Origin of the sequence: Marinobacterium maritimum (assembly GCF_039523155.1) — a bacterium.
Classification (GTDB): domain Bacteria; phylum Pseudomonadota; class Gammaproteobacteria; order Pseudomonadales; family Balneatricaceae; genus Marinobacterium; species Marinobacterium maritimum.
Map to the genome: position 1 here is coordinate 1,342,945 of NZ_BAAAET010000001.1, position 22,585 is coordinate 1,365,529.

The 22,585-nt window shown below is 57.3% G+C and carries 15 protein-coding genes; 4 read left to right on the forward strand and 11 right to left on the reverse strand.

What is annotated here, in order from left to right:
* Positions 1 to 60: 60 nt before the first annotated feature.
* The 8 genes from ABD013_RS06170 to ABD013_RS06205 form a co-directional block, all read right to left on the reverse strand.
* A complete protein-coding gene (locus ABD013_RS06170) occupies positions 61 to 2,433 on the reverse strand; it encodes an ATP-binding protein (protein ID WP_343803763.1) in 2,373 nt (790 codons plus the stop codon).
* A 23-nt stretch (positions 2,434 to 2,456) separates the two neighbouring features.
* Positions 2,457 to 3,731 (reverse strand): ATP-binding protein, encoded by a 1,275-nt coding sequence (locus ABD013_RS06175; protein WP_343803766.1) that lies wholly within the window; start codon positions 3,729 to 3,731, stop codon positions 2,457 to 2,459.
* Positions 3,721 to 4,794, reverse strand: a complete 1,074-nt coding sequence (locus ABD013_RS06180; RefSeq protein ID WP_343803769.1) for an HDOD domain-containing protein — start codon at positions 4,792 to 4,794, stop codon at positions 3,721 to 3,723. Before ABD013_RS06180 ends, ABD013_RS06175 begins: the two co-directional genes overlap by 11 nt.
* A gap of 42 nt (positions 4,795 to 4,836) precedes the next feature.
* Positions 4,837 to 5,427: a response regulator gene (locus ABD013_RS06185; RefSeq protein WP_343803772.1), complete on the reverse strand. Its 591-nt coding sequence runs from the start codon at positions 5,425 to 5,427 to the stop codon at positions 4,837 to 4,839.
* Positions 5,428 to 5,530: 103 nt separating this feature from the next.
* Positions 5,531 to 9,517 carry a response regulator gene (locus tag ABD013_RS06190; RefSeq protein ID WP_343803775.1) on the reverse strand — a complete coding sequence of 1,329 codons (3,987 nt, stop codon included), beginning with the start codon at positions 9,515 to 9,517 and terminating at the stop codon, positions 5,531 to 5,533.
* A gap of 38 nt (positions 9,518 to 9,555) precedes the next feature.
* The gene (locus ABD013_RS06195) at positions 9,556 to 10,695 is read right to left on the reverse strand and encodes an HD-GYP domain-containing protein (protein ID WP_343803778.1); all 1,140 of its coding nucleotides are present in this window, start codon (positions 10,693 to 10,695) and stop codon (positions 9,556 to 9,558) included.
* A gap of 251 nt (positions 10,696 to 10,946) precedes the next feature.
* Complete coding sequence (locus tag ABD013_RS06200) at positions 10,947 to 12,422, reverse strand: DUF3360 family protein (RefSeq protein WP_343803781.1); 1,476 nt, start codon at positions 12,420 to 12,422, stop codon at positions 10,947 to 10,949.
* 100 nt (positions 12,423 to 12,522) lie between these two features.
* Complete coding sequence (locus ABD013_RS06205) at positions 12,523 to 13,305, reverse strand: CLCA_X family protein (protein WP_343803784.1); 783 nt, start codon at positions 13,303 to 13,305, stop codon at positions 12,523 to 12,525.
* Between the two features lie 57 nt (positions 13,306 to 13,362).
* Between ABD013_RS06205 and ABD013_RS06210 the strand changes: the two genes are divergently transcribed.
* Both ABD013_RS06210 and ABD013_RS06215 read left to right on the forward strand, forming a co-directional pair.
* Entirely contained in the window at positions 13,363 to 15,033 is a 1,671-nt protein-coding gene (locus ABD013_RS06210; protein ID WP_343803786.1) for a VRR-NUC domain-containing protein, read from the forward strand.
* A gap of 98 nt (positions 15,034 to 15,131) precedes the next feature.
* On the forward strand, positions 15,132 to 16,733 hold the full coding sequence (locus ABD013_RS06215) for a sensor domain-containing diguanylate cyclase (protein ID WP_343803788.1): 1,602 nt from the start codon (positions 15,132 to 15,134) through the stop codon (positions 16,731 to 16,733).
* Positions 16,734 to 16,815: 82 nt separating this feature from the next.
* Here the strand turns inward: ABD013_RS06215 and ABD013_RS06220 are convergent, their stop codons facing one another.
* From ABD013_RS06220 to ABD013_RS06230, 3 genes are all read right to left on the reverse strand, one after another.
* On the reverse strand, positions 16,816 to 18,354 hold the full coding sequence (locus tag ABD013_RS06220) for a tripartite tricarboxylate transporter permease (protein WP_343803790.1): 1,539 nt from the start codon (positions 18,352 to 18,354) through the stop codon (positions 16,816 to 16,818).
* Positions 18,355 to 18,358: 4 nt separating this feature from the next.
* Positions 18,359 to 18,832: a tripartite tricarboxylate transporter TctB family protein gene (locus tag ABD013_RS06225; RefSeq protein WP_343803793.1), complete on the reverse strand. Its 474-nt coding sequence runs from the start codon at positions 18,830 to 18,832 to the stop codon at positions 18,359 to 18,361.
* An 89-nt stretch (positions 18,833 to 18,921) separates the two neighbouring features.
* A complete protein-coding gene (locus ABD013_RS06230; RefSeq protein WP_343803796.1) occupies positions 18,922 to 19,917 on the reverse strand; it encodes a tripartite tricarboxylate transporter substrate binding protein in 996 nt (331 codons plus the stop codon).
* A 201-nt stretch (positions 19,918 to 20,118) separates the two neighbouring features.
* On the opposite strand from ABD013_RS06230, the gene ABD013_RS06235 reads away from it, so the two are divergent.
* Both ABD013_RS06235 and ABD013_RS06240 read left to right on the forward strand, forming a co-directional pair.
* Complete coding sequence (locus ABD013_RS06235) at positions 20,119 to 21,744, forward strand: ATP-binding protein (protein WP_343803799.1); 1,626 nt, start codon at positions 20,119 to 20,121, stop codon at positions 21,742 to 21,744.
* The gene (locus ABD013_RS06240) at positions 21,737 to 22,453 is read left to right on the forward strand and encodes a response regulator (protein ID WP_343803801.1); all 717 of its coding nucleotides are present in this window, start codon (positions 21,737 to 21,739) and stop codon (positions 22,451 to 22,453) included. Before ABD013_RS06235 ends, ABD013_RS06240 begins: the two co-directional genes overlap by 8 nt.
* The last annotated feature ends 132 nt before the right edge of the window (positions 22,454 to 22,585 follow it).

The window sequence follows — 22,585 nt, forward strand, 5'->3', positions numbered from 1 at the left end:
AGCTGTTTAAATTAGACATTTATTTGCGCATGTCTGTTGCTGATGCCCCAGGAAAAGACGTCAGGCGCCTTCAACCTCAACCCGCTTGTCGTTAGCAGATGTCACACTTTGCTGTTTGATCGGCAAAATGACATTGAAGCTGCTGCCCTCACCCGGGGTACTGTCCACTTCGATACGCCCATGATGAGCGCTGACGATACCGTAGGTCACGGCCAGCCCCAGACCGGTCCCCTGCCCTACATCCTTGGTGGTGTAGAAGGGCTCAAAGATATGATCAAGATCCTCGGGCGCAATGCCCGAGCCATTGTCCTCAACTCGGATCTGGATTTCGCTGCCGGTATGGGAGGTAGCGATGCGGATCAGGCCATTCACCCGGGTTGCTTGAGCCGCGTTCACGACCAGCGCCATGATCACCTGATTGATCTGGGCCGGAACCGCCTGCGCCTTCGGCAACAAGGGATCCAGTTCGCTCAGGACTTTCGCCTTGTTCTTGTACTCATGGTGACAGATCACCAGGGTGGTCTCGACACAATGGTTGATATCACAAGACTGCCACGCCGTATCACCGGCATGGGAAAACTCCAGCAGGCTCTCGGTAATGTGACGAATTCGGCGTATCCCCTCGAGAGAGTCGGCCAGCAGATCCGGCAGATCCTCTTCGATATAGGAGAACTTCTCCTGCTCCTCCAGTTTTTTCAGTGCCGTACGCTCGGCCTCGGCCATCAGCTCCACCGCCCCCTGATGCAACCGCAGCAAGGCAGGCACGTAGTCGTTGAGAATAGACACGTTGGCGCTGACGAAGGCCAGAGGATTATTGATCTCATGCGCGACCCCCGTCGCCAGCACACCGACAGACGCCATTTTTTCCGACTGCACCAGTTGCGCCTGAGTGTCCTTCAGCTTCTGGATCAGTCGGGCCTGCTCCTCACGCTCGTGGCGCAGCGCCTCATTCGTCTGCTTGAGCTTCTGGGTGCGCTCTTCTACCCGCTGCTCCAGCGCCTGGTTCATGCTTTCCAGACGCCGGTTTGCTTCATCCAGCTGATTGCGACTCTGCTCCAGGGTCAACGCCATATCCTTCAACCCGGAAGAGACCGCGGACAGCTCAACAATATCGCTGGCTGCCGGCTGTGGCCGATATTGGCCTTCGCCAATTTGATAGATCATCGCCCTTAATGCACGCATCGGCTCAGACAAACGGAGACTGACCTTGACCGACTTGCGGTAGAGATAAATCATGAACAGCAGATAAAAGGCCAGCAACGCCAGAATCATGCCCACGGCAATCTGGTCCACACGTTCCTTCAACGCATTGGCATCGGCATAAAGGCTCGACTGGTCTGCTACCACCAGCAGGTGCCAGTCAGCTCCGGGAATCCGCGACCAGGCTGCCAGCTTGGGCAGCCCATCCAGTTCCAGGGCGACAACGCCCGAATCGGATTGATTGAGCCCCTGCGCCAGTGGCTGGCTGTCATCACGTCGGAACAGGTTAAACTCTTCCGGCTTGAACGTATCCTGCATGATCGCGGTGGCATAGTCGTGATCCGTCAATTCCCGCAGCTGCCAGTCCCGTTCGGCGGCCTTCGGCATGGCCATGATGGTACCGGTGCTGTCCACCAGCAGGGCATAGCTGTCCCAGGGCAGCTTTAACGAGAGTACCTGACGAATGATTTCGGACACCCGGATATCCAGGCCCACAACACCCTCCAGGAAGTCTGTACCGGTGCGATAAACCGGTGCGATCGCCGATGCCATCCAGCCCTGCCCCGCCGGATCGATGTAGACATCGGTCCACACGACCTGGCGCTCCGGGTTGTGCTCGGCGTCCGCCTCGTAATAGAAGTTGTACTCCGGGATATTCATGTCGAAGGGGTACTGGGCCAGCACGTCGAAGCCCGGATAGATCCGGTTCATCGAGTCGTGGGTGTTCAGATAGGCCTGAGTGACCAGCAAACTGCTGTCCACAATCTGCTTCATCAGCGGATCGATTTGCGCCAGCTGCCAGGCTTTGTTTTTTTCTGCCTCACCAACTTTGGTAAAGGCTGAGTAGAACACGGCCGCACCCGGCGTATCCGGTCGGGTATACCAGACCCCGTTATCGCTAAGGCTGTAACGCGCCAATTCCTGTTCATCGGGCTTGAAGGGCTGATCATAGGCATGCCGCATCATCGCTGCAAAGAGGTCGGTCATTTCGGTGACTCCCTGCAGCTGCGTGGTAATAACATCCGATTCGATCCGTGCCGTTTCCAGCAGCGATTCCTGAGCACTGCGCTGCATGGTGGCGATATTCTGGTCACGAACCAGGTAGTTGGTAGCCAGATAAGCGACGATCAGGGCCAGCTCAATGAAAACGATCGGAATCAACGCATTCCGAATGTAGGTACCCCAGAGTACCCGGAAAACACTTTTGTCCTGTCCACCGCGATGCTTGCCCATAGGTGCGCTCTCGAACTGAATGATTAATCCCTGGCCCCAACCGGCAGCAGGATTTTGAAACAGGCGCCACCCCCTTCACGGTTGCTGGCGCTGATCGTTCCCTGATGACTGCTGATGATTTGCTGTGAAACCGACAACCCCAGCCCCGTTCCCTTGCCGGGCGGTTTGGAGGTCACGAAGGCATTGAACAACACCGGCATGATCTCGGGATCAATCCCCTCTCCCTGATCACAGAGGTCGATCTCAACCTGACCCTCTGTTTCCAGAAAGCGCGTCCTGAGTTCAATTTCCCCTCCCCTGGACATCGCCTGTGCAGCATTCACCAGCAAATTGACCACCACTTGGGTCAATTGCGATGGACGGCACCAGACCTTGGGCAAACTGTCGTAATCTCGCTGTACTGACGTCACCACATACTTGATTTCATGATGTACCAGCTTCAACGCAGCCTCGAGCAGCTCATTCAGATCAACCCACTCTCCTTCACTGGCATCATTGCGCGCGTAATCACGCAAGGTCGAGATAATCTCCTCGACGCGCTGCACCCCTTCGGTCGTTTCCGCCAACAGCAGCGGCAGCTCTTCATGGATGAAGTCATAGTCGAACTTTTGCTTCAGCTGACCCAGCTCTTGAGACAGGCTGGCGTTGCCGCTGGTTTCAGCCAACGTCAGGCTTTCACTTAACAGGCGGTCCAGGTGACCCACATACTGCTGAAGTGTCTGCAAATTGGTTTTGACATAACAAACCGGGTTATTGATCTCGTGGGCCACGCCGGCGACCAGCTGCCCCAGTGTCACCAGCTTTTCGGAGTGCTGCAGCCGTTGCTCAGCCTGATCCAGTTGCGCCTGACAAAAATCCGTAAAGGTTTCATTCTGTCCCGCCGTTTCAGGAACAGGGCCATCCAAGGTGAGGCAGAACAGAGGCTCAGCTTGACCTTGCAGCAGAAACAGTTCGCACTGGTAATACATTCGGCCACCCACCAGCTCAGTGTGCAGCTCGACCAGTGGCTGGAACAGGTTACTGCTTACCCGCCAGCGAATCGTTTCAGTGCCGGTTTCGCCCAGTTGCTCCAACTGAGCAAACTGCTCTTCCATCCAGGCCCGAGGCAAACCAGGACAAAGGTCATAAAGCGAGGTGTGCAACATCGCATCAGAGGGTTCTCCCAGCTGCCGCGCCAGGGAGCGACTGACAAAGTGCACCCAGCGACTACCGTCGACAACGATGACACTATGCCCCATCTGGTCGACGATACGTGCATACAACTCCGGATCATGCCGGCTAGTCGGTTCAGTGCTCATCCTGGTCCATCTTCAATATCTGTGCTTCATCAGCGCTGCCCGACTTAATTTTCAGCGCCATGTTAAGAAGCTCGGCTACGGGCTCGCTGTCCTCAGGCAATACCTCATCCCGCTGGTGCTGCACTGCTTCCACCACACCCGACTCAAAGCCCCAAAGCTCAAGCAGATAGGCACCCACCAGCTGCATTTCATCCTCGACGATCGACGCATCTCCCTCTGCTGGCACTGCATGCAGCGCCAGCACCAGCTCACCAATGTTGTGCAGCAACCCACTGATAACCGCCAGATTCCTGACCTGCTTGCTGACCTTACGCAAATCACAGACAGTCCCAACCTGCTCAGCCAGCAGCAAGGCCTCCCGCATCAGGCGCTCACCAACCTTGAGCAGGCGCGAAGGCCCCTGGTGATAAAGCTCAGTGATCAGCACAAGGTTATGTATTGTCTGCAGACCGAGGCGCATCACGGCAACCTCGACTTCCTGAGTGCGAGCAGTGAAACCGAAGAACGGCGAGTTGACCAACTGCAGTACCCGGCTCAACAACCCCTGATCCTCCCGGATCAGGCTCGCAACCACAGCCACATCAGGCTCTTCCTGATCAAGCTCCAGAGTGATCTGCTGATAGATTCGGGGTAACACCGGCAGGCCGTTTATCTGTCCCAGCTGGCGACGACGCGACAGACTCAAGGGCAACTGATGCAGTACGCGGCTTCGCGTCAGCAAGTGGTCGATGGTTTCACGCTCGAACGGCTTGCGCAGCACGAAATGAGCGGCCACCGCCCCTTCCATGGCGCTGTCGAGACGGGCATCGCCACTCAGCAGAACCCGTATCGTTTCCGGCATGCGCTCTGCAACCTGCTGCAGCAACACTACGCCGTCCATTTCGGCCATGCGTTTGTCCGCCACCACCACCCACGGGGCTATATCTGCCAGAGCCTCCAGAGCCTGCACTGGTGAGCTGAAAAAGTGCATTTTCCAGTCCCGGTGACTGATCCTGAGCAGCCTGCGCAGGGCATTGAGCACACTCGGCTCATCATCAATGAATACAATTGCCGGACACTCCATCACAACGACCTCCTGACGACCGCCCTTTCACCTTATGTCGCGTTATTCTGCCGGACTCGTGTGCTGCTGCCCCTGCAACGGCAAGAGCGCCTTGACCAGGTCGGTCAGCTGTTGATTATCAAAAGGTTTCGACAACACAGCATCGGCACCTTCATCCAGCGCGCGCTGCAGCGAGGGCTGGTCAAGTGCCGAGATCACGATTACCTTGGTCGTCGCTGTTTCAGGCGTCGTGCGAATAAACTTGAGGACGTCATAACCGCTAATGCCAGGCATGCGCAGGTCGAGGGTCACCAGGGCTGGCTGCTGCTTCATCAGCAGGCTGCCGCCTTGAAAACCATCGTTTGCAATTTCCGTGTCATAGCCGGCACTGCGCAAGACTCGACCAATGGAGCGGGCTACAGCCGCCTCGTCATCGATAATCAGTATGCGGGAGTTCTCCTCACTACTGAGCTCAGGCGGTATCGGCATGCCATGCGCTTGCAAAAAGTGCAGAAAATCTTCAAGCTGGACACGATTATTCCCGCGACCCGGCAGTTTGAAGCCTTTCAAGTCACCGCGATCAATCCAGCGGATTACCGTCCGCAGATTGACGTCACACATTTTGGCGATTTCACCAGTGGTGAGTGTTTTCATCTTCATCCTCGCTACAATCCCAAACGATAGTAGCAGCCCCCCGCACTTAAGGCTAACATGACATTTGAGACATCTATCTTAAGTCACCAAGGCTTGCGCCCCGTCAATCTCTGCCCGCCTCACCTCTGATAATCATAAGTGCCTGCCCGTACTCGAAATTGTCTATCGCCTTACACAGAGGCTCATAGCGACGCCCCAATACCTGTCTGAACACTCTGGATTCATCATGCAGCAGCTGCCCAGCGCCAAAGTCATCCGCTGCCAGTAATTGCTCCAACTGCGCACAGAGGTGTTCAGCCCCTTTCACATCAGCTGCCACGGCGACTGCCGGTGCCAAGTCATTTTCGGACAGCCCTTCATGGAGCGACTGCAGCAGCTGCTTCAGGCAAACAAACAACTCTTCAGGCGGCTGCGGCAGCGACTCGGCGGGTGTAGCCACAGCCTCTTTCAGTTTTTGCTCATAGGCTGCAGCCTGTTCTGCCAGCCTGGCCGCCCCAATCTGACTGGCATTACCTTTCAGGGTATGAACCAGACGCAGTGCAGTTTCGACATCCTGCCGGGATAGCGCCTCTCTGACCGCGTCATCACACTTTTGCTGACCACTGAGAAAGCGCTGCAGCAACTGGCGATACAACCCGGAATCGTGCAAAGCAAGACGCAGTCCTGTTGTCATATCCAGCCCGTCGATGTCGGGCAACCGACACTCTGACTCAGACGAGCTACCCGTCGCCGGCATGATATCGCCGTTATGGGCACTCTTCTCAGGTTTGATCCATCGCCTCAAGGCGGCCCAGAGTTTCTCTGGATCGATCGGCTTGGCCAGGTAATCGTCCATACCGGCCGCGATGCACGCTTCACGGTCATCGGCCATTACATTGGCGGTCATGGCTACAATGGGCAGGTTCTTATAATCCTTCTGGGCACGCAGCCGACGCGTCGCGGTCAGCCCATCCATAACAGGCATCTGCATGTCCATCAGCACCAGGTCGTACTGCTGGCTGGACACTCTCTCCAGCGCCTGAGCACCGTTACTTGCCACATCCACGGCCAGCCCGCCCTGGCGCAACAACTCAACGGCGACCTCCTGGTTGAGCACATTATCCTCAACCAGAAGGACCCGGCCAGCTGGCAAGTGACGCTGCAACCCGATGTTCCGATCCTTGGCGCTCGAACGACACTCCTCGCTATTGCTACGGGGTGCCGAGTCCTGCTGCAACAGCTGGATCAGGGTATCGAACAACTGTGAAGGCTGTACCGGTTTGGTCAGCACCGCATCCAGTTTCACACGAAGCTGATTCGGCGGTTCTATACCAAAGGGGGTCAGCAGTGCCAATCGGGGGGGCGTTTTCGGGTAAAGACTGCGTATGCACCGGGCGGTTTCCAGCCCGTCCTGACCAGGCATCTGCCAATCCAGCAGCACGAGCTGGTAGGGTTTGCCTTCCGCCTGGGCAGCCGCCAGCCGCTCCAGCGCTTCCCTCCCGCTGGCCACGGCATCCGGCTGGAACTGCATCAGCGTCAGCATGTCGCCAATTGCATCGCGGGCACAACGGTTGTCATCCACCACCAGAACCCGCAACCCTCTCAGATCAGGCATCGGCAGCAAACGGTTGCCCGGCTGCTCAGCGGCCGCTTCCAGCAAGAGTGACAGTTGGAAACAGGCGCCCTCACCCAAGGTGCTGTCCACATTGACCTGCCCCCCCATCAACTCTGCCAGGCGCTTCGAAATCACCAGTCCCAAGCCGCTTCCGCCATACTTGCGTGTAGTTGAGCCGTCAGCCTGAGAAAAGCTGCGGAACAGTTTGTTCTGCTGCTCTTGCGACATGCCTATTCCCGTGTCCCTCACGCTTAACCGCAGTTCAACCTGCCGCCCCTGGCGGCTGACATACTCAGCACGAATCTCAATCTCGCCACTGTCGGTAAACTTGACTGCATTATTGGCGAAATTGAGCAAAATCTGCTGCAGCCTCAGGGGGTCGCCGATCAACCTGTCCGGCAAGCGAGCATCGATGCCGACAATCAGTTCCAGGCCTTTCTCGGCCACGCGTGCAGCCAGAACGTCACTCACTTCGGTAACCAGGTCTTCCAGACTGAACTCGACCTGCTCAAGCGGCATCTTGCCGGCTTCAATTTTGGAGAAATCCAGAATATCGTTGATAACACTGAGCAGGTGCCTGCTGGAACGCTCGACCTTGGTCAGAAAGTTATGCTGACGTTCATCCAGTTCGGTCCGTTGCAGCAGGTGCGTCATACCGATGATGGCGTTCATCGGTGTGCGAATCTCATGGCTCATGTTGGCCAGGAAATCCGCCTTGGTACGCGCAGCCTCCTCGGCCAGCCGCCGGGCCTGTTCCATTTGGGCCATCGCCGCTCTTTCAGCGGTAATGTCGATCAACATGCCGACCATCCCTTTACTCAAATCGTCGGGATCAATGGCCCGGGCCTGCATCCGCCCCCAGAAACGTGAGCCATCCTTGCGCACCAGCTCATGTTCTTCACTAAAGTACCCCTGTCGTTGATGCGCACTGACCAGGTGCTCACCAATCGCCACGAAAGTTTCTTCATCGGGATACCAGCAACGGGTGGATTGCCCCAGCAGCTCACCGGAATCATAGCCAAGCATCTGCTCCAGACCACGGTTGCAGCGCAGCACCCGGCGGTCACGCACAAACAGAATGCCGGCCATCGCCGCATCGAACAGCGCCTGCTGCTGACTATTGGCCTCCTGCAGGCTTTCAGCCAGCTGACTAAGCTCCTGAGTACGCTCTGCGACGAGTTCCTCCAGGTGCAAGCGATGCTGTTGCAACTCTGCTTCAGCCTGTTTGCGGATCGAAATGTCATTCCAGACAATGTGCAGGATATCTCTGTCATCACGGCGTATGGCGGTCAGCATGATCTCTGCCGGGAAATCGTCCCCGTTAGCTCTCAGGCTCTGCCACTCGGTACGCACGCTGCCCTGGGCCGCGACAGCACCCAGCACCTTGAGCAAAGCCACGGCTGAACGCTCTCCGTCCGGCTGATTTTCTGGCGAGATATCCAGTGGCGTTTTCCCTTTCAACTGTGAAAAATCCCGCATATTGAGCATGTCCAGGGTTGCCTGATTTGCTGCAATGAAGCGTCCATCTTCCATTAATGCAATCGCCTGACGGGTATTTTCGAACAGCATGCGAAAGCGTTCTTCGCTTTCTGCCAGCTCCGCCGTACGCTGCTCCACCGACCGTCGCAACAACCTGAGCCAGACCAGTGCCGCAAACAGGGCAAGCAGCAAAAACATGGACGCATAGAGCACCCAGGATACCCATGCAGGTACGTCAGCTGCCTTGAACGTTATGCCCAGCCATTTGTCCCACAGAGCTTCGCTCTCTGCCGAACGGATCCGGCCAAAGCCCGCTGCAATTTCATCCCTTAGCCGGGCATCCCCCACTGGCACCGCCCAACGCCCTGTCGAGGTATACAGTGGCTCAGTATGACGAAATTGCTTCTCCAGGCCCTGCTGCCCAAGGTAGAAATTGACCAGGGGATCATGACCGCAAAAAACATTGATCCCGCCTTGACCCGCAGCGGCCACCATATCCGGGTAATTGACAAATCGCGCCTGGTTGTCGACGCCCTTACCATGCAAGAACCCCTCGCAGGCATCCCCCTTACGAACACCCACCAGAAACCCCCGCGCCGACTCCGCATCGGTGATACCGCGGATACTCTGGTCATAAAACAGCACCACATCGATCTCGATCCATGGCTCCGAGAAGAGGAAGGTATGCAATCGCTCCGGCGTAATCGTCATGCCGTCGATGACATCCGCATCTCCGTTCAGAATGGCGGCTTGGGCATCGGCCCAGGGCATCCCATTCATATCGACCAGGCGGCCGGTTTTGTCCTGCCATAGTGTCCAGCGGTCAACGATCAGTCCCTGCAGCACGCCCTCTTCGTCTCGGTAGGCGAAGGGAGGCTGGGCATCGGCCACGACCACGCGCAGAGGCGAGAGGCTCCCTTCCTGCTCGGGCGCCAGGCCATCTCTGAGAATCAGCAGTGAAATCACGAGGATCGCCGCCAACAGAAACAGGCCTGCTTTCAGCCGTAATAACTTCATCAACATTAGCCCTCCGGCACAACCGCATGCAGGATCATTCAGGCGTCACGCAAGGCGCAGGAAATATCGAAAAAGCGTTCCCGGCAGGACAGGAAACCGTCGACGACATCCGGATCAAAGTGTGTTCCCTTGCCAGCCCTGATGATTTCAACGGTGGCATCGAATGCCATGGCGTCCTTATAAACCCGGTGACTGGTGAGCGCATCGAATACGTCCGCCAGCGCCATTAAACGGGCCGCGACTGGAATCTCCTCACCGACCAACCCTTTCGGGTAACCACTTCCATCCCATTTTTCATGATGGTAGCGCGCTATTTCACTGGCCACATGCAAGAAATGCGCGGCATCTTTCACCTGCAGCGCCGTGCTATCGCCCATCGCCGAGAGGGCCTGTTGAATCGCACTTTCGATCGCCTGGGCGCCGACCTCTGAGTGCGTTTTCATAACCTCGAACTCTGCCGCTGTCAGCTTTCCGGGCTTGAGCAGAATGGAGTCTGGAATGCCGATTTTGCCGATATCGTGCAACGGCGCAGCCCGCACAATCTCCTCCAGCTTGCTGCCTTCCAGCGCTGAACGGAAACGGGGATGACTGGCCAGCTGCCGCGCCAGAATCTCAACGTAGGTTTGAGTACGGGCAATATGAAGCCCGGTCTCCTGATCACGCACTTCTGCCAGACACGCCAAGGCTCGCACGCTAAGATCACGAACCAGCATGTTCTCCTGCATGCGCCGATTCACTTCACACTCCAGCCACTGGTTCTGTCCAGACAGCCGGTCACGTGCCGCTTTCAACTCCAGCTGCGTTTTGACGCGTGCCTGCACGATCGGCGGACTGAACGGCTTGGTAATGTAGTCCATTGCACCGAGCCTCAGCCCCTTTTCCTCATCTTCAGAACCATTCATCGCGGTTATGAAAATCACCGGGATGGCGCGGGTTTCCTCCTGTTCACGCAACCGGCTGAGCACCTCATAACCGTCCATCCCCGGCATCATCACATCAAGCAGAATCAGATCCGGGCGCGGCTCACTGTTGGCCACCTGCAAAGCGCGCTGACCGGAGTTGGCAGCCCGTACACGATAGTCGACCTGTAACAGCTCCCCGAGCAGCAGCAGGTTTTCGGCCGCATCGTCAACAATCAGGATGGTGTGTCGTTGATTGGTCGTATCGGTTACTGCCAAGAGTTGCTTCCCTCTGATCGTCATTTCTCATTGAACGAGAAAAAGTGCTGGATCTCGATTCATTAAAACCGGTTCAGAACAATTCTATCACAGGACTTTTCAATAAAGCATGACATTTGTGACAGGCAATGACCCACAACGACCTGCCAGGATAACTGGCCAATTGCGAATACGAACAGGAAAGCGGAAAAAAAGAGCAGAGAACAGGAAATGATCGGGCCGGCATGCAGCCGGCCCGATGTAATGCAGTTTTAGTGCAGCGTGCGGAAGGATTCCAGCAGTGGCGGCAGGCCCGGGAACATGCCGATGCCGGCCATCAGGCCACAGAGGATGATGAACACGATTCCGGGTACCACCCAACGGCCCACGTGTCCCAGCTCCTTGCCACGCTCCTTGCAGCCGATCAGGCCCAGGTTATCCAGCAGCACGGTCAGCGACCAGCCGAATACCGGGTTCACCAGCGCCGAGGAGAAGATCACTACAGCAGCAGACTGAGTGGTCTTGCCTTCACGGGTCATCTGCATGCCGGCTTCCAGCAACGGCAGATAAACACCTACGATCAGCGCCACACTCAATACCGGCTGCCAGATCGCCAGGTCCATCGGGTAACCCCAGATCGCCGCAACGATGCAGAGCAGACCAGTCAGGATGGCACCTGCCGCAATAGGACGACGCGCAATCGCCGCCGGTACGATGTAGGTACCCCAGGAGGACGCAATGTTGCCGCCACCGAGCAGGCTGCCGGTGACCTGACGAGCAGATGCCGACACCATGGTATCGTCGATGTCCATCAGCACCTTCTCCGTTTTCGGCGGATAGTTGATCTGCTGGAACACGCGATGACCCAGGAAGTCCGGTGACCACATGGCCACGGCCAGAATGGCAAAGGGCGCCACGGCGATAAAGTGATGCAGCTGCGGCAGACCCAGCTGCCAACCGGTATCCTCACCCCACCAGTACATGGGGTTCAGGTTGGGCATGCCCGGCTCAGTGGTGAACTCAAAGGGAGCGCCCAGTGCAAAGGAGATACCCGCCGCCAGCACCGCGCCCAGCGGCACCGCGAGCCAGCGCTTCTGGATGTGCTCCAGATACGCATACATGATGATGGTGCCGAGAATGACGATAAAGGCCAGATAGGCCATATCAAAGCCTTCCGCCCAGGCAAACAGCTTCTTGATCTGGCCGGTTACACCGATAAAGCCCAGATACAGCAGCAGGCCGCCACAGACCCCGTTACTGGTCAGCTTGGCCAGCAGGCTGCCCCCCTTGGTGATACCAAGGATAAAACCGAACACACCGATCAGCAGACCCAGCGCCATCGGATGGCCACCGGAGGCTACAATCAGCGGGATCAAGGGAATCAGTGGTCCGTGGGTTCCCGCCAGGTTGGCCGTCGGGTTAAGAAAGCCCGACACCAGAATTACGAAGAGTACAGCTGCAATCAGCAGCTCGTAACGTACGTTTTCGATCACAAACTCGTTGGACAGACCCAACTGAGTTGCAAATGCAGCGACAATCGCCGCCACCATCACGATTTTACCGATGGTGGCGGCCATGGCCGGTACCCAATCCTCGACTTCAAAGCGGTAATCGCGAAACGGCAGGTTAGGACGCCAGCGCTTGGGCTCCATGATCTGTAGTTCGTGATCCAAATAGTCGGCACGCGTGGCAAATTCCGCACGTGGCTTTCGCCGTCCCTGGTAGCTAGAAGAGTGTGCCTTAGACATAAACGCTCTTGTTGGTGGATTTGAAGAGCGCGCGATTCTAGGGACCTAACTACCGGAAAACAATGAACATTTAGGCTAATATGGCTACATTCTGTTGCATTTAACAGGACATTTTATTCAGTGCACGTCCCAGCCCGGAAAAATACTCTTCAAAGGTCCTATTGACCCTGTCACGTTGCTCGCCATTCGGGTATAAACCCGCCTTGGCCTCCTCGGACTGCCGTGTGCCCTTGACCAGAAAGTTATTTTTGATACGACTATCCTGCACAAATGCCTCGAATGACCGAGCACAAAGCTCCTCTGGACGGCTGTAATAGCTGACGCCAAGACGCCGATCCATCTCGACCGAGCGACGAAAGAGCTCGCTGGGTTCCTGCCCCCCCGGCGCCAGAAGAACCGCCTGAAGGCAGCGGATAAAGTGATCGTTCAGGGGATGCACCACCGGAGTCGCATCTTCCAGCCAGGCTGTAGACGCAAACATCCCTGAAGGGGCGTCGCTGAACACTTTGTCGGCCAGATAGTGATCCAGCGCGTGAAACCATTCATGAGCAATACTGCCCGGGCCGGCGTTCTTGGCCAGGGAAAAGGTACGTTGTGCCGGGTCATAGTGTGCGGATACCCCCGGCCGCCCACCGGTGCCATACTGCAGACTCAGGGTACCACGCAGCGAGATCAGCACCTCCGGCCCCTGCAGGATCTGCATCAGATCACAGAGCGCATCGTAGAACAGGCCCGCCGCCCTCTCCCGCTCGACAGCCGTGACCCAGCGCCCCAGCTGAATGGCGCGAAAATCGAAACGACGCCGTATATCGACGAAGTCTACCGCCTGCCCGGCACGATGGTCCGGTCCCTGGCGATAGAATATCTTTTTCTGTATGGTCATTATTTACTCCTGACCCCGAACAGCAGCACAGCAGCTGTCGATACTGCCCGACATACAGTGGACACTCAGCCTCTTTCAGCCATCCGCCCGGCCGACCTTTCGGAGCCGTTTTACTATCTGCACAATGCCCGTACGCTGCTCAACTGGGTCATGCAGGTTCATCCAGACCTGCTGCTGACCGATGAACACCAGCAACTGAAGCAGCTGCTCAGTCTACCAGACGAAGCCCAGGCGCTGCTGTTTCGCATGGTGATGCGCAAAGGAGAGTGGTTCCGTAGTGACCAGCTTAACTATGCTGAAATACCGCAGCCGACTGAGTCCCTCAATCAGCTTGCGCAGGCAGGTCTGATTGACTATAGCGCCCACTGCGATGCCAAAACCCTGTCCAGCCTGTGCCGCAAGCATGAACTGCTGCAAGTGTGCCAATCGCTTTGGCCGGAGCAGTCGCTCGACAGCAAGCTGCGCAAGCGCGATCTGCAAGTCCTGTTGCCCGCTTACGACCTGCCGGCACAGCCACTTGCTGACTGGTGGCCCCAGGCCCCTTTCACACTGCTTCGGCTAAGTTGTATGCCGCTGATGGACCGCATGCGGCTGATGTTTTTTGGCAACTTGCATCAGGACTGGTCGGAGTTCGTGTTGACCGAGCTTGGCCACCAGCGCTATGAACCGGTATCGATGGACACACACAACCGGGCCTTCAGCCAGCGGAGCGAAGTTGATCTCTACCTGCAACTACACCAGCTGAGACAGAAACTCGAGGATGGAAACGAGCTTGAGCCACTGCATGCCCTGCTTCCAGCCGCCTGCCCTACCGACTGGCTTGAGAACCGCCGCCAGAAACTGGCGTTTGCACTGGGGCATGCAGTCGAACGTAGCGGTGATCTGACAACCGCTTTGGCGTTGTATCGTGACAACCCCCACCGAGAGGCTCGTATTCGCTACCTTCGCCTGATGGAGAAGAGCGCCACCGCCGAAGCAACCTGCCTGGCGGCAGAGGAGGCGTTGGACCAGGTCTCTCAGCCAGAAGCCCGTATACGCATCCAGCGCATCCAGCAGCGCAGTGCCAAAAAGTCGGGGCGACCCATCAAACCCCAATCCAAAACAGCCATCCCGCAGCTCGAACTGACACTTGAGCCCTCCGACTCCCTCAGGGTCGAAACATTGGTCATCGATGACCTGCAGACACAAGGCTGGCGGGCCTGGCATGTCGAAAACCAGTTGTTCACCGGACTCTTTGCCCTGCTGTTCTGGCCGGCGCTCTACGCACCTGTCAAGGGCGCTTTCTTTCATCCCTTTCAGTCCGGCCCGGCGGACCTGTATCACCCCGACTTCGTTCTGAAACGCCAGCCTTTGATTGACGCAGGGTTTCGTCAGCTCGCAGATGGGCAATACCGCACCGCGATATTGCAGACTCTGGAACAGAAACGCGGTACCCGATGCAGCCTGATCCACTGGCCCACTCTGGAGACGACCCTGGTTGAGCAGGTCCTGGCATGCATTCCAGCTGAACACCTCAGCGCCATCTTCAGGCACCTGCTGCTCGACCTGCGCCATCACCGCCGAGGCATGCCGGATCTGATTTGCCTGTCTCCGGCACATAACAGCTATCAACTGATTGAAGTCAAAGGCCCCAACGATCGACTGCAGGATCATCAGCGACTCTGGATGGAGTTCTTTATCGACCAAGGTATAACTGCTACCCTCTGCCAGGTTCGTTTTCAGACCTGAGCCGCCGTGAAGCCGCTCCGCTGACCGGAAGACAGGACACCTAATTTCACCAACTTTCGCTGTGAAGTTGCCCCCACGTAGTTCAGGGAAAGTATGACGTGTTTATCAAAAACTTTTTCCGGCTCGATCTGAGACGGTTAATCCTGCTCCTCGCTTTTGCCTCCGCAGCTGTCACCCTAATCAATGGACTCAATGCCAGCTATCAAGTCCAACGCCAGCTGCTGATCGATCAAACACTTGAAAGCAATCATGTTTACGCCAGCAAGCTGGCCACCTCAACCGAGAATTTTCTGCGCGCTGCTCAACAGCAGTTTGCCTTCAGCGCAGTTGAACTCTCGGCCCAGATGGATAACCGAAAACTGCTGCAACATACCGCTGACCGTTTGCTTAACCAGACCAACAGCTTTAACTCGGTCGTCATCGTCGACCAAACCGGACAAGTGCTGGCAACTTCACCCGAAACGCTGCAGATCCTGGGAGAACAGCTGGCATCCCCCGGTGCCGTTCAGGCGTTGCGGGAACAGAAACCGCTGATCAGTGCGCCTTATATCTCGGCCGCCAACAACTTGCTGGTGTTTATCTCACACCCCGTCTTTTCACCGTCTGGGCAGTACCTTGGCTATGTCGGCGGCTCACTCTATTTGAAAGAACGCAGCATCCTCAACGATCTGCTCGGCAAGCATTATTACGAAGATGGTTCCTATCTGTATGTTGTTGATCAGAACCGACGCCTGCTCTATCACCCGGATGCGGGTCGCATCGGATCACAGGTAACCGGCAACTCCGTGATTGAAGCCGTTATCAGCGGTGAAGACGGTACCCAACAGGTCCGGAACAGCCAGGGCACCAAGATGCTCGCCGGCTATGCACCTATCAAGGTTGCCAGCTGGGGGATTGTCGCCCAGCGCCCCCTGGAAGCAACCTTGGCTCCCCTGAACAGCCAGATGCAGATCGTAATCCGTCATACGCTACCTTTGGCACTGATCACGCTGCTGCTGATCTGGTGGCTGGCTCGACTGATTTCACGCCCCCTGTGGCAATTAGCGGATAATGCACAGACCCTGGATCACCCCTGCACCGCAAAACGCATTCAAAGAGTGCGCTCCTGGTATTTTGAAAGTGCCGAGCTCAAACGCGCCATGCTACTGGGCGTCAACCTGTTGCATACACGGATCGGACAGCTCAAGAATGACGCCGCGACTGACCCGTTAACCGGGCTGAACAACCGCCGCGGCAGCGAAATGGCCCTGGAGATGCTCGAGCATGAGTGCACCCCCTTCAGCGTACTGGCGATCGATATTGACCACTTCAAACGCGTCAACGATACCTACGGTCATGATTCAGGCGATCTTGTGCTCCAGGCTTTAGCCCAGCTGATGCGCGCCTGCACCCGCAAGGAAGACCTGCCCTGCCGAACCGGTGGCGAGGAGTTCATCATTCTGTTACCCAACGCCCAGTTGAATACCGCCAAAGAGCTGGCCGAGCGTTTACGTCAACAGGTGGCCAATACTGAAATGCCGGACGTTGGGCGCATCACCATTTCCATCGGTATTGCCGAATGGCCTCTTCAGGCCCATGAGCCGGCGCAGGTACTCAAGTACGCTGACAAGGCGTTGTACAAGGCCAAGGGAAATGGCCGCAACCGATGCGAGATCTATCCATCCCCTGTCCACCAGGCAGAAAAAAAGATACCGGCATAAGCCGGTATCTGAAGCGGATAGACTCGAGGCGTCTGACCATCCTGGCCTGCCCCGGCTATCCGACACGCTCGCAGAGTAATGCTTAACCTTCGCCTTCGTTAACCGCCACCTCCGCACCCCGCGTGCGCACCTTGCCCAGCAAGGCTGACAGCAGCGGGAACAGCAACACAGCAACGGCAATCAGAGTGATGGTCAACGTCAAAGGACGATCCCAGAGGAAAGAGAAGCTGCCGTCAGTCATGGTCAGCGCACGCCCCAGGTTCTTTTCCATGATGCCGCCGAGGATAAAGCCCAGCAGCATCGGCGCCATCGGAAACGCCAGCAGCTTGAGGAAAATGGCGATCACCGTGATCAGCACCATCATCTGAATATCGAAGGTGTTGAAACTGACCAGGTAGACACCGGTGATCGAGAAGAACAGGATCAGTGGAATCAGGATCGGCCGCGGAATCGCCAGCAGGCGCGAAATGTATGGAATCAGCGGCAGGTTAAGAATCAGCAGCACCAGGTTGCCGAAATACATGGAGATGATCACCGACCAGAACACATCGGGGTTGTCCATGAACAGGCGCGGACCCGGCTGAATGCCATAGGCGATCAACGCACCGAGCATAATGGCGGTGGTGCCCGAACCCGGAATACCCAGCGTCAGCAAGGGTACAAAAGAGCCTGTGGACGCGGCATTGTTGGCGGATTCCGGTGCCGCCAAACCACGCAGTGAGCCCTTGCCGAATTTCAGCTTTTCCTTGGCGGATGCCAGGTTACGTTCCAGACCATAGGCCAGGAAGGATGCGATAGTAGCGCCCGCCCCAGGCAAAACACCGACAATGAAACCAAACACGGAAGAACGACCGATGGTCGGTGCCACTTCCTTCACTTCCTCCCTGCTCAGTTTCATGCTGCCGAGAGCGGCCATATCCATCTCGGACTCCTCTTCAGTGTGCTGGCCACGCATGACGGTCATCACCACTTCGGTGAGCGCAAAGGTGGCCATCGCCAGCAGCAGGAAGCTCACCCCGTCGATCAAGTCGACACTGCCGAAGGTAAAGCGTGTGGTACCTGAAGTAATATCCGTGCCCACAGTCGCAATCATCAGACCAAACACTGTCATCAGCAGCGCCTTGATCACCTGACCCTTGCCGGAGAACGCCGCCACGGCGGTCAGGCCCAGCAGCATCAGCGCGAAATAATCACCGGACTGAAAGCTCAGCGAAACCGAAGCCAGCGCCGGTGCGGCAAACAGCAGGATGATGGCACCGATGGTACCCCCCGTGAACGAGGAGTATGCCGCCAGTGCCAGCGCCTTGCCCGCCTGCTTCTGCTGGGCCAATGGATAGCCGTCAAACGCGGTGACTACGGTACTGGCGCAACCGGGCGCGTTGATCAGGATAGAGGAAGTGGAGCCTCCGAAGACGGCACCATAGTAGACACCCGCCATCAGAATAATGCCGGACGCAGGGTCCAGACCGTAGGTGATCGGAATCATCAGCGCCACGGCTGAAATGGGGCCCAGCCCCGGCAGCATGCCGATGAAGGTGCCGGCAAAGCAGCCGACCACGACCATCAGCAGGTTAAAGGGCATGACCGCAGTGGTCAGGCCAGTCAGTATTCCATCCCACATGGCATCAGCCTCCCATCAGCACGCTGAACAAACGACCCGGTGCCAGATAGATATCCAGCAGCTGGGACAACAGGAACCAGAGCACGACCGCGAAAGGCACAGACGCCAGCAGCAGGGTCTTGATACGGCGCACACCCAACAGCCAGTAGCCACCAACCAGAAACAGGATGGTAGACAGGGTGAAACCAAGCCAGGGCAGCGCCAGCGCAAACAGCGACACCAGCATTAAGAGTTTGGCGACCAGCCAGAAATCGTAGCCAGCCAGTTTCAGACGGCCCTCGGTAGAGCACTCAGCGGTCACCAGCAGCGCGATTGACAGTACTCCGCCGATGATCGCCAGTGCATTGGGCAACGACTGGGCATTGAACGGCTCGTATTCGTCGCCCGGCAACAGCGGGATCTGACCTGCGTAGTAGCCATAGGCTACCGAAAGGCAGAGAAATACCAGGCCACCGATATGGTCTTTGGTAATAAACATGAGAAAACTCCTCGAACTGGACAGGAAGAGCAAACACCACAGCCCTTCCCAATCAGGCCCGGGGAATATCCCCGGGCAGGTACAGCGGATTACTTCAGAAAGCCAAGCTCACGCATCAACGTGCCGATCTCCTGCTCCTGCTGCTCCAGGAAGGTCACGAACTCGTCGCCGGGGCGGAAATCCTCGGCCCAGCCGTTACGGTCGCGTACCGCTTCCCACTCGGGAGTGGCATACATCTTTTCCAGCACGCCGATGAACTCGTCACGCTTGCTCTGCGGCAACCCCGGTGCAGCGAAGAAACCACGCCAGTTGACGAAGCTGGCGTCATAACCCAGTTCCTGCAGTGTTGGTACTTCAGGTGCGGCAGACGAACGCTCGTGACCGGTCATCGCCAGAATGCGTACTTCACCGGCTTCGGCCAGCACCAAGGCTTCGCTGAAGCCGGTAGAGAGTACATCGGCCTCACCGGAGAGCAGGCCTGCCATCGCCTTGCCGCCGGCATCGTAGGCCAGGTATTTCACCCGACGCGGATCACCGCCGGCCGCCTTGAACGCCATCGCCGCAACCAGGTGATCCATGCTGCCACGTGCTGAACCACCCACGACGGTGACCGCACGGGGGTTCTCCAGATAGGCGTCGGCGAGCTGGTTAAAGCTGGTGTATTTGGAGTCCGCCTTGACCACGAAAGCGCCGAAGTCGCCAACCGTCGCGGCGACCGGAGTCAAATCACGAAAAGACTGGGGAAACATCTTCGACAGGGAACGAATGACGATCGGGGTAGAATTGACCATCAGGGTGTCCTGAGACTGGTCAGCAATCTCAATCAGGTGAGCAATCGCCTTGCCGCCACCGCCTCCGGAGAGGTTTTCATAGGAAACCGTCTCTACCAGGCCGGACTTGGACAGGGCTTCACCAGTACCCCGTGCAGTACCGTCCCAGCCACCGCCGGCGCCGCCGGGAATCAGAAAGTGAACACTGTCCACGGCAGCCTGGGCCATACCGGAACTCATACCGGAACCAAGACAGGCCACCAGTGCGGTTGCCATAACGGCGGAGCGACGACGAGAAATCAGTTTAGAGAGCATAGTGTTTACCTCTTTTATTGTTGTATGGGCCTGAGCCTTGAGGTAAGCGTATGCAGCCTTAAAGTTCTCCGAAAGCTTATGAAACTAAAGAGCTTTTAGTGCTTAAAAGGCATTTTATTCATACTGTTCACGGGGTTTTGGCATAAGCTTCAGGTATCATCGGTCAAATATCATCGGCGAACGACAACGATAATAGCGCCTATGCGATTTTCCATCCGGCATTTTCCGCTCAAGACGCGAATGGTCCTGATTCTGGGCCTGATCGCGCTATTACAGACCGGCGCGCTGGGTCTCTTTGCCCTGCACTACCTGAGCAGTTCGCTGCAGGAACAGATGGGTGAACGTGCCCTGCATGTTGCCAAGACCATTGCGGCTATCCCACAGATTATTGAGGCGGTTGAAACACGCAACTCTGCTGTATTGCAGCCTATTGCACAGTCTCTGGCCGAAAAAACCCAGGCGCGCTTTGTGGTTATTGGCGACTCCAATGGCCTTCGCCTCGCGCATCCGAATCAGGAACGGCTGGGCCTGTCGATGTCGGAGGACGATGACGACGACCTGTCGCCCACTCTGGTGCAGGGCCTGGCTCAGGTCACCCGCGCCGAGGGCAGTCTGGGCCGTTCCATGCGTGCCCGCGCCCCCATTTTCGACACTGATGGCAACAAAATCATCGGCATCGTCTCTGTAGGTTACCTGCTGGACAGAGTCGAAACTCTCGTAGACCGTTATCGCCTGACACTGGCACTGGTCATCCTGGGCGCCTTTGGTTTCAGTGTGCTAACCGCCATCTGGTTTGCCGGGCACTTCAAGAAGGCGATCTTCGGCCTCGAACCCGAACAGATCGGGCGTCTGTTCCAGGAACGTGACGCTACCCTGCAGTCGGTTCGCGAAGGGATCATCGCCATCAATGCCGAAGGCCTGATCACCACCGTCAACCATGCCGCCTGTCGGATGCTGGGGCTGCCCAGGGACAGCACACTTACCGGAACTCCAATCCAGCATCTGTTTCCCGATACCCGGATGCTCGAAGTCCTGACCAATGACACCCCCCAGTTTGACCAGGAGGTACGTGTCGGTGAACTTCAGTTCATCGTCAACCGCCTGCCCCTGCACCAGGGCGACAGGATCACCGGGGTTGTCTCCAGCTTCCGGCGCAAGGATGAGCTGGACCTGCTCAGCCGTCAGCTGACCCGCATCCGCCAGTATGCCGACAGCCTGCGCAGCCAGGCCCATGAATACTCCAACAAGCTACACACCATCGCAGGTCTGATCCAGATCGGGGCCACTGATGAGGCTCTCAACCTGATCGGCCAGGAAACCCGCGACCATCAAGCCCTGATCCACCTGCTGGTGGAGGCAGTCCCAGACCCGATTCTGGCCGGTTGCCTGCTGGGCAAGTACAACCGCGCACGTGAGCTGGGCCTGATGCTGACCATCGACCCGGACAGCCAGATGGTCGACCTGCCGCCGGAGCTGCCACGCGAGAAGCTGGTCAGCATCATCGGCAACCTGCTCGATAACGCCTTTGAAGCAACGCTGAATCATGGCGGCCCTCAGCAAGCCGTTACATTGAGCATGACCGACCTGGGCAACGACCTGATTTTCGAAATTGAAGACCGGGGCCCCGGCATTTCACCCGAGGACCAACAACGCATCTTCGCCAAGGGCACCACCAGCAAGAGCGAACCCGGTCACGGACTGGGGCTACATCTTGTCAGCACCCAGCTGCAGCAGCTTGGTGGCACCATCACCATCGAACCCGGCACCCCCTCGGGCAGCCGCATCACCATCTATATTCCCAAACACCCAGGAGGCATGCATGATTGAGACTATTCACGTCGTAATTGCCGAAGATGACCCAAAGATCGCGGAAATTCAACAGCGATTCCTCGATCGCATACCCGGCTTCGAACTGGTCGGCATCGCTCACAGCCTGGAGACGGCGCGTGATCTTGTTGAAGTACTGCAACCGGAACTGCTGCTGCTCGACATCCAATTCCCGACCGGTACCGGCCTTGAGCTGCTGCGCGAGCTGCGTATCGGTAACAGCGCGACGGATGTCATCCTGATCACCGCCGCACGGGAGGTCGACACCCTGAAGGAAGCGCTGCGCGGCGGCGTTTTCGACTACATCCTCAAGCCGCTGGTGTTCGAACGCCTGCAGGAAGCGCTGCAGCAATACCGGGATCATCTTGATCGCCTGCATGCACTGGACTCGCTGGCACAAGCCGACGTGGACAGCATGCTGCCCCGTCGTACAGCGACCACGGCCGATAACACCCTGAACACCACCCAGTCGACTCAGGAGGAACGCCTGCCCAAGGGGATCGATGCCCTGACACTGGAGAAGGTACGTGCTGTGTTCGCGGATCAGGAGCAGCCGCTGAGCGCAGAAGAAGTCGGCATTTCAATCGGAGCCAGCCGAACCACGGCACGCCGTTATCTGGAATATCTGGTCAGTACCCGAGAGCTGGAAGCAGGCGTCAGTTATGGCAGTGTCGGGCGCCCAGAGCGACGCTACCAGCCAGCATCATGAAGAGGTTCAGCTCCCCCTGTTGCGAGCGATCCAACCGCCATAGCGATATCGCTTGAGATCTGATCTCCAGGCAACGGCTCGGGTATTGTGGCCTGGCAGGTTCTGCTCCATCCCGGCCAGCATGGCTAAGGC

Coding starts and splice junctions, on each gene's coding strand:
- ABD013_RS06175 (WP_343803766.1), bottom strand. CDS start 3,731: ATGAGCACTGAACCGACTAGCCGGCATGATCCGGAGTTGTATGCACGT.
- ABD013_RS06200 (WP_343803781.1), bottom strand. CDS start 12,422: ATGTCTAAGGCACACTCTTCTAGCTACCAGGGACGGCGAAAGCCACGT.
- ABD013_RS06225 (WP_343803793.1), bottom strand. CDS start 18,832: ATGTTTATTACCAAAGACCATATCGGTGGCCTGGTATTTCTCTGCCTT.
- ABD013_RS06185 (WP_343803772.1), bottom strand. CDS start 5,427: ATGAAAACACTCACCACTGGTGAAATCGCCAAAATGTGTGACGTCAAT.
- ABD013_RS06170 (WP_343803763.1), bottom strand. CDS start 2,433: ATGGGCAAGCATCGCGGTGGACAGGACAAAAGTGTTTTCCGGGTACTC.
- ABD013_RS06235 (WP_343803799.1), top strand. CDS start 20,119: ATGCGATTTTCCATCCGGCATTTTCCGCTCAAGACGCGAATGGTCCTG.
- ABD013_RS06180 (WP_343803769.1), bottom strand. CDS start 4,794: ATGGAGTGTCCGGCAATTGTATTCATTGATGATGAGCCGAGTGTGCTC.
- ABD013_RS06230 (WP_343803796.1), bottom strand. CDS start 19,917: ATGCTCTCTAAACTGATTTCTCGTCGTCGCTCCGCCGTTATGGCAACC.
- ABD013_RS06240 (WP_343803801.1), top strand. CDS start 21,737: ATGATTGAGACTATTCACGTCGTAATTGCCGAAGATGACCCAAAGATC.
- ABD013_RS06205 (WP_343803784.1), bottom strand. CDS start 13,305: ATGACCATACAGAAAAAGATATTCTATCGCCAGGGACCGGACCATCGT.
- ABD013_RS06220 (WP_343803790.1), bottom strand. CDS start 18,354: ATGTGGGATGGAATACTGACTGGCCTGACCACTGCGGTCATGCCCTTT.
- ABD013_RS06190 (WP_343803775.1), bottom strand. CDS start 9,517: ATGAAGTTATTACGGCTGAAAGCAGGCCTGTTTCTGTTGGCGGCGATC.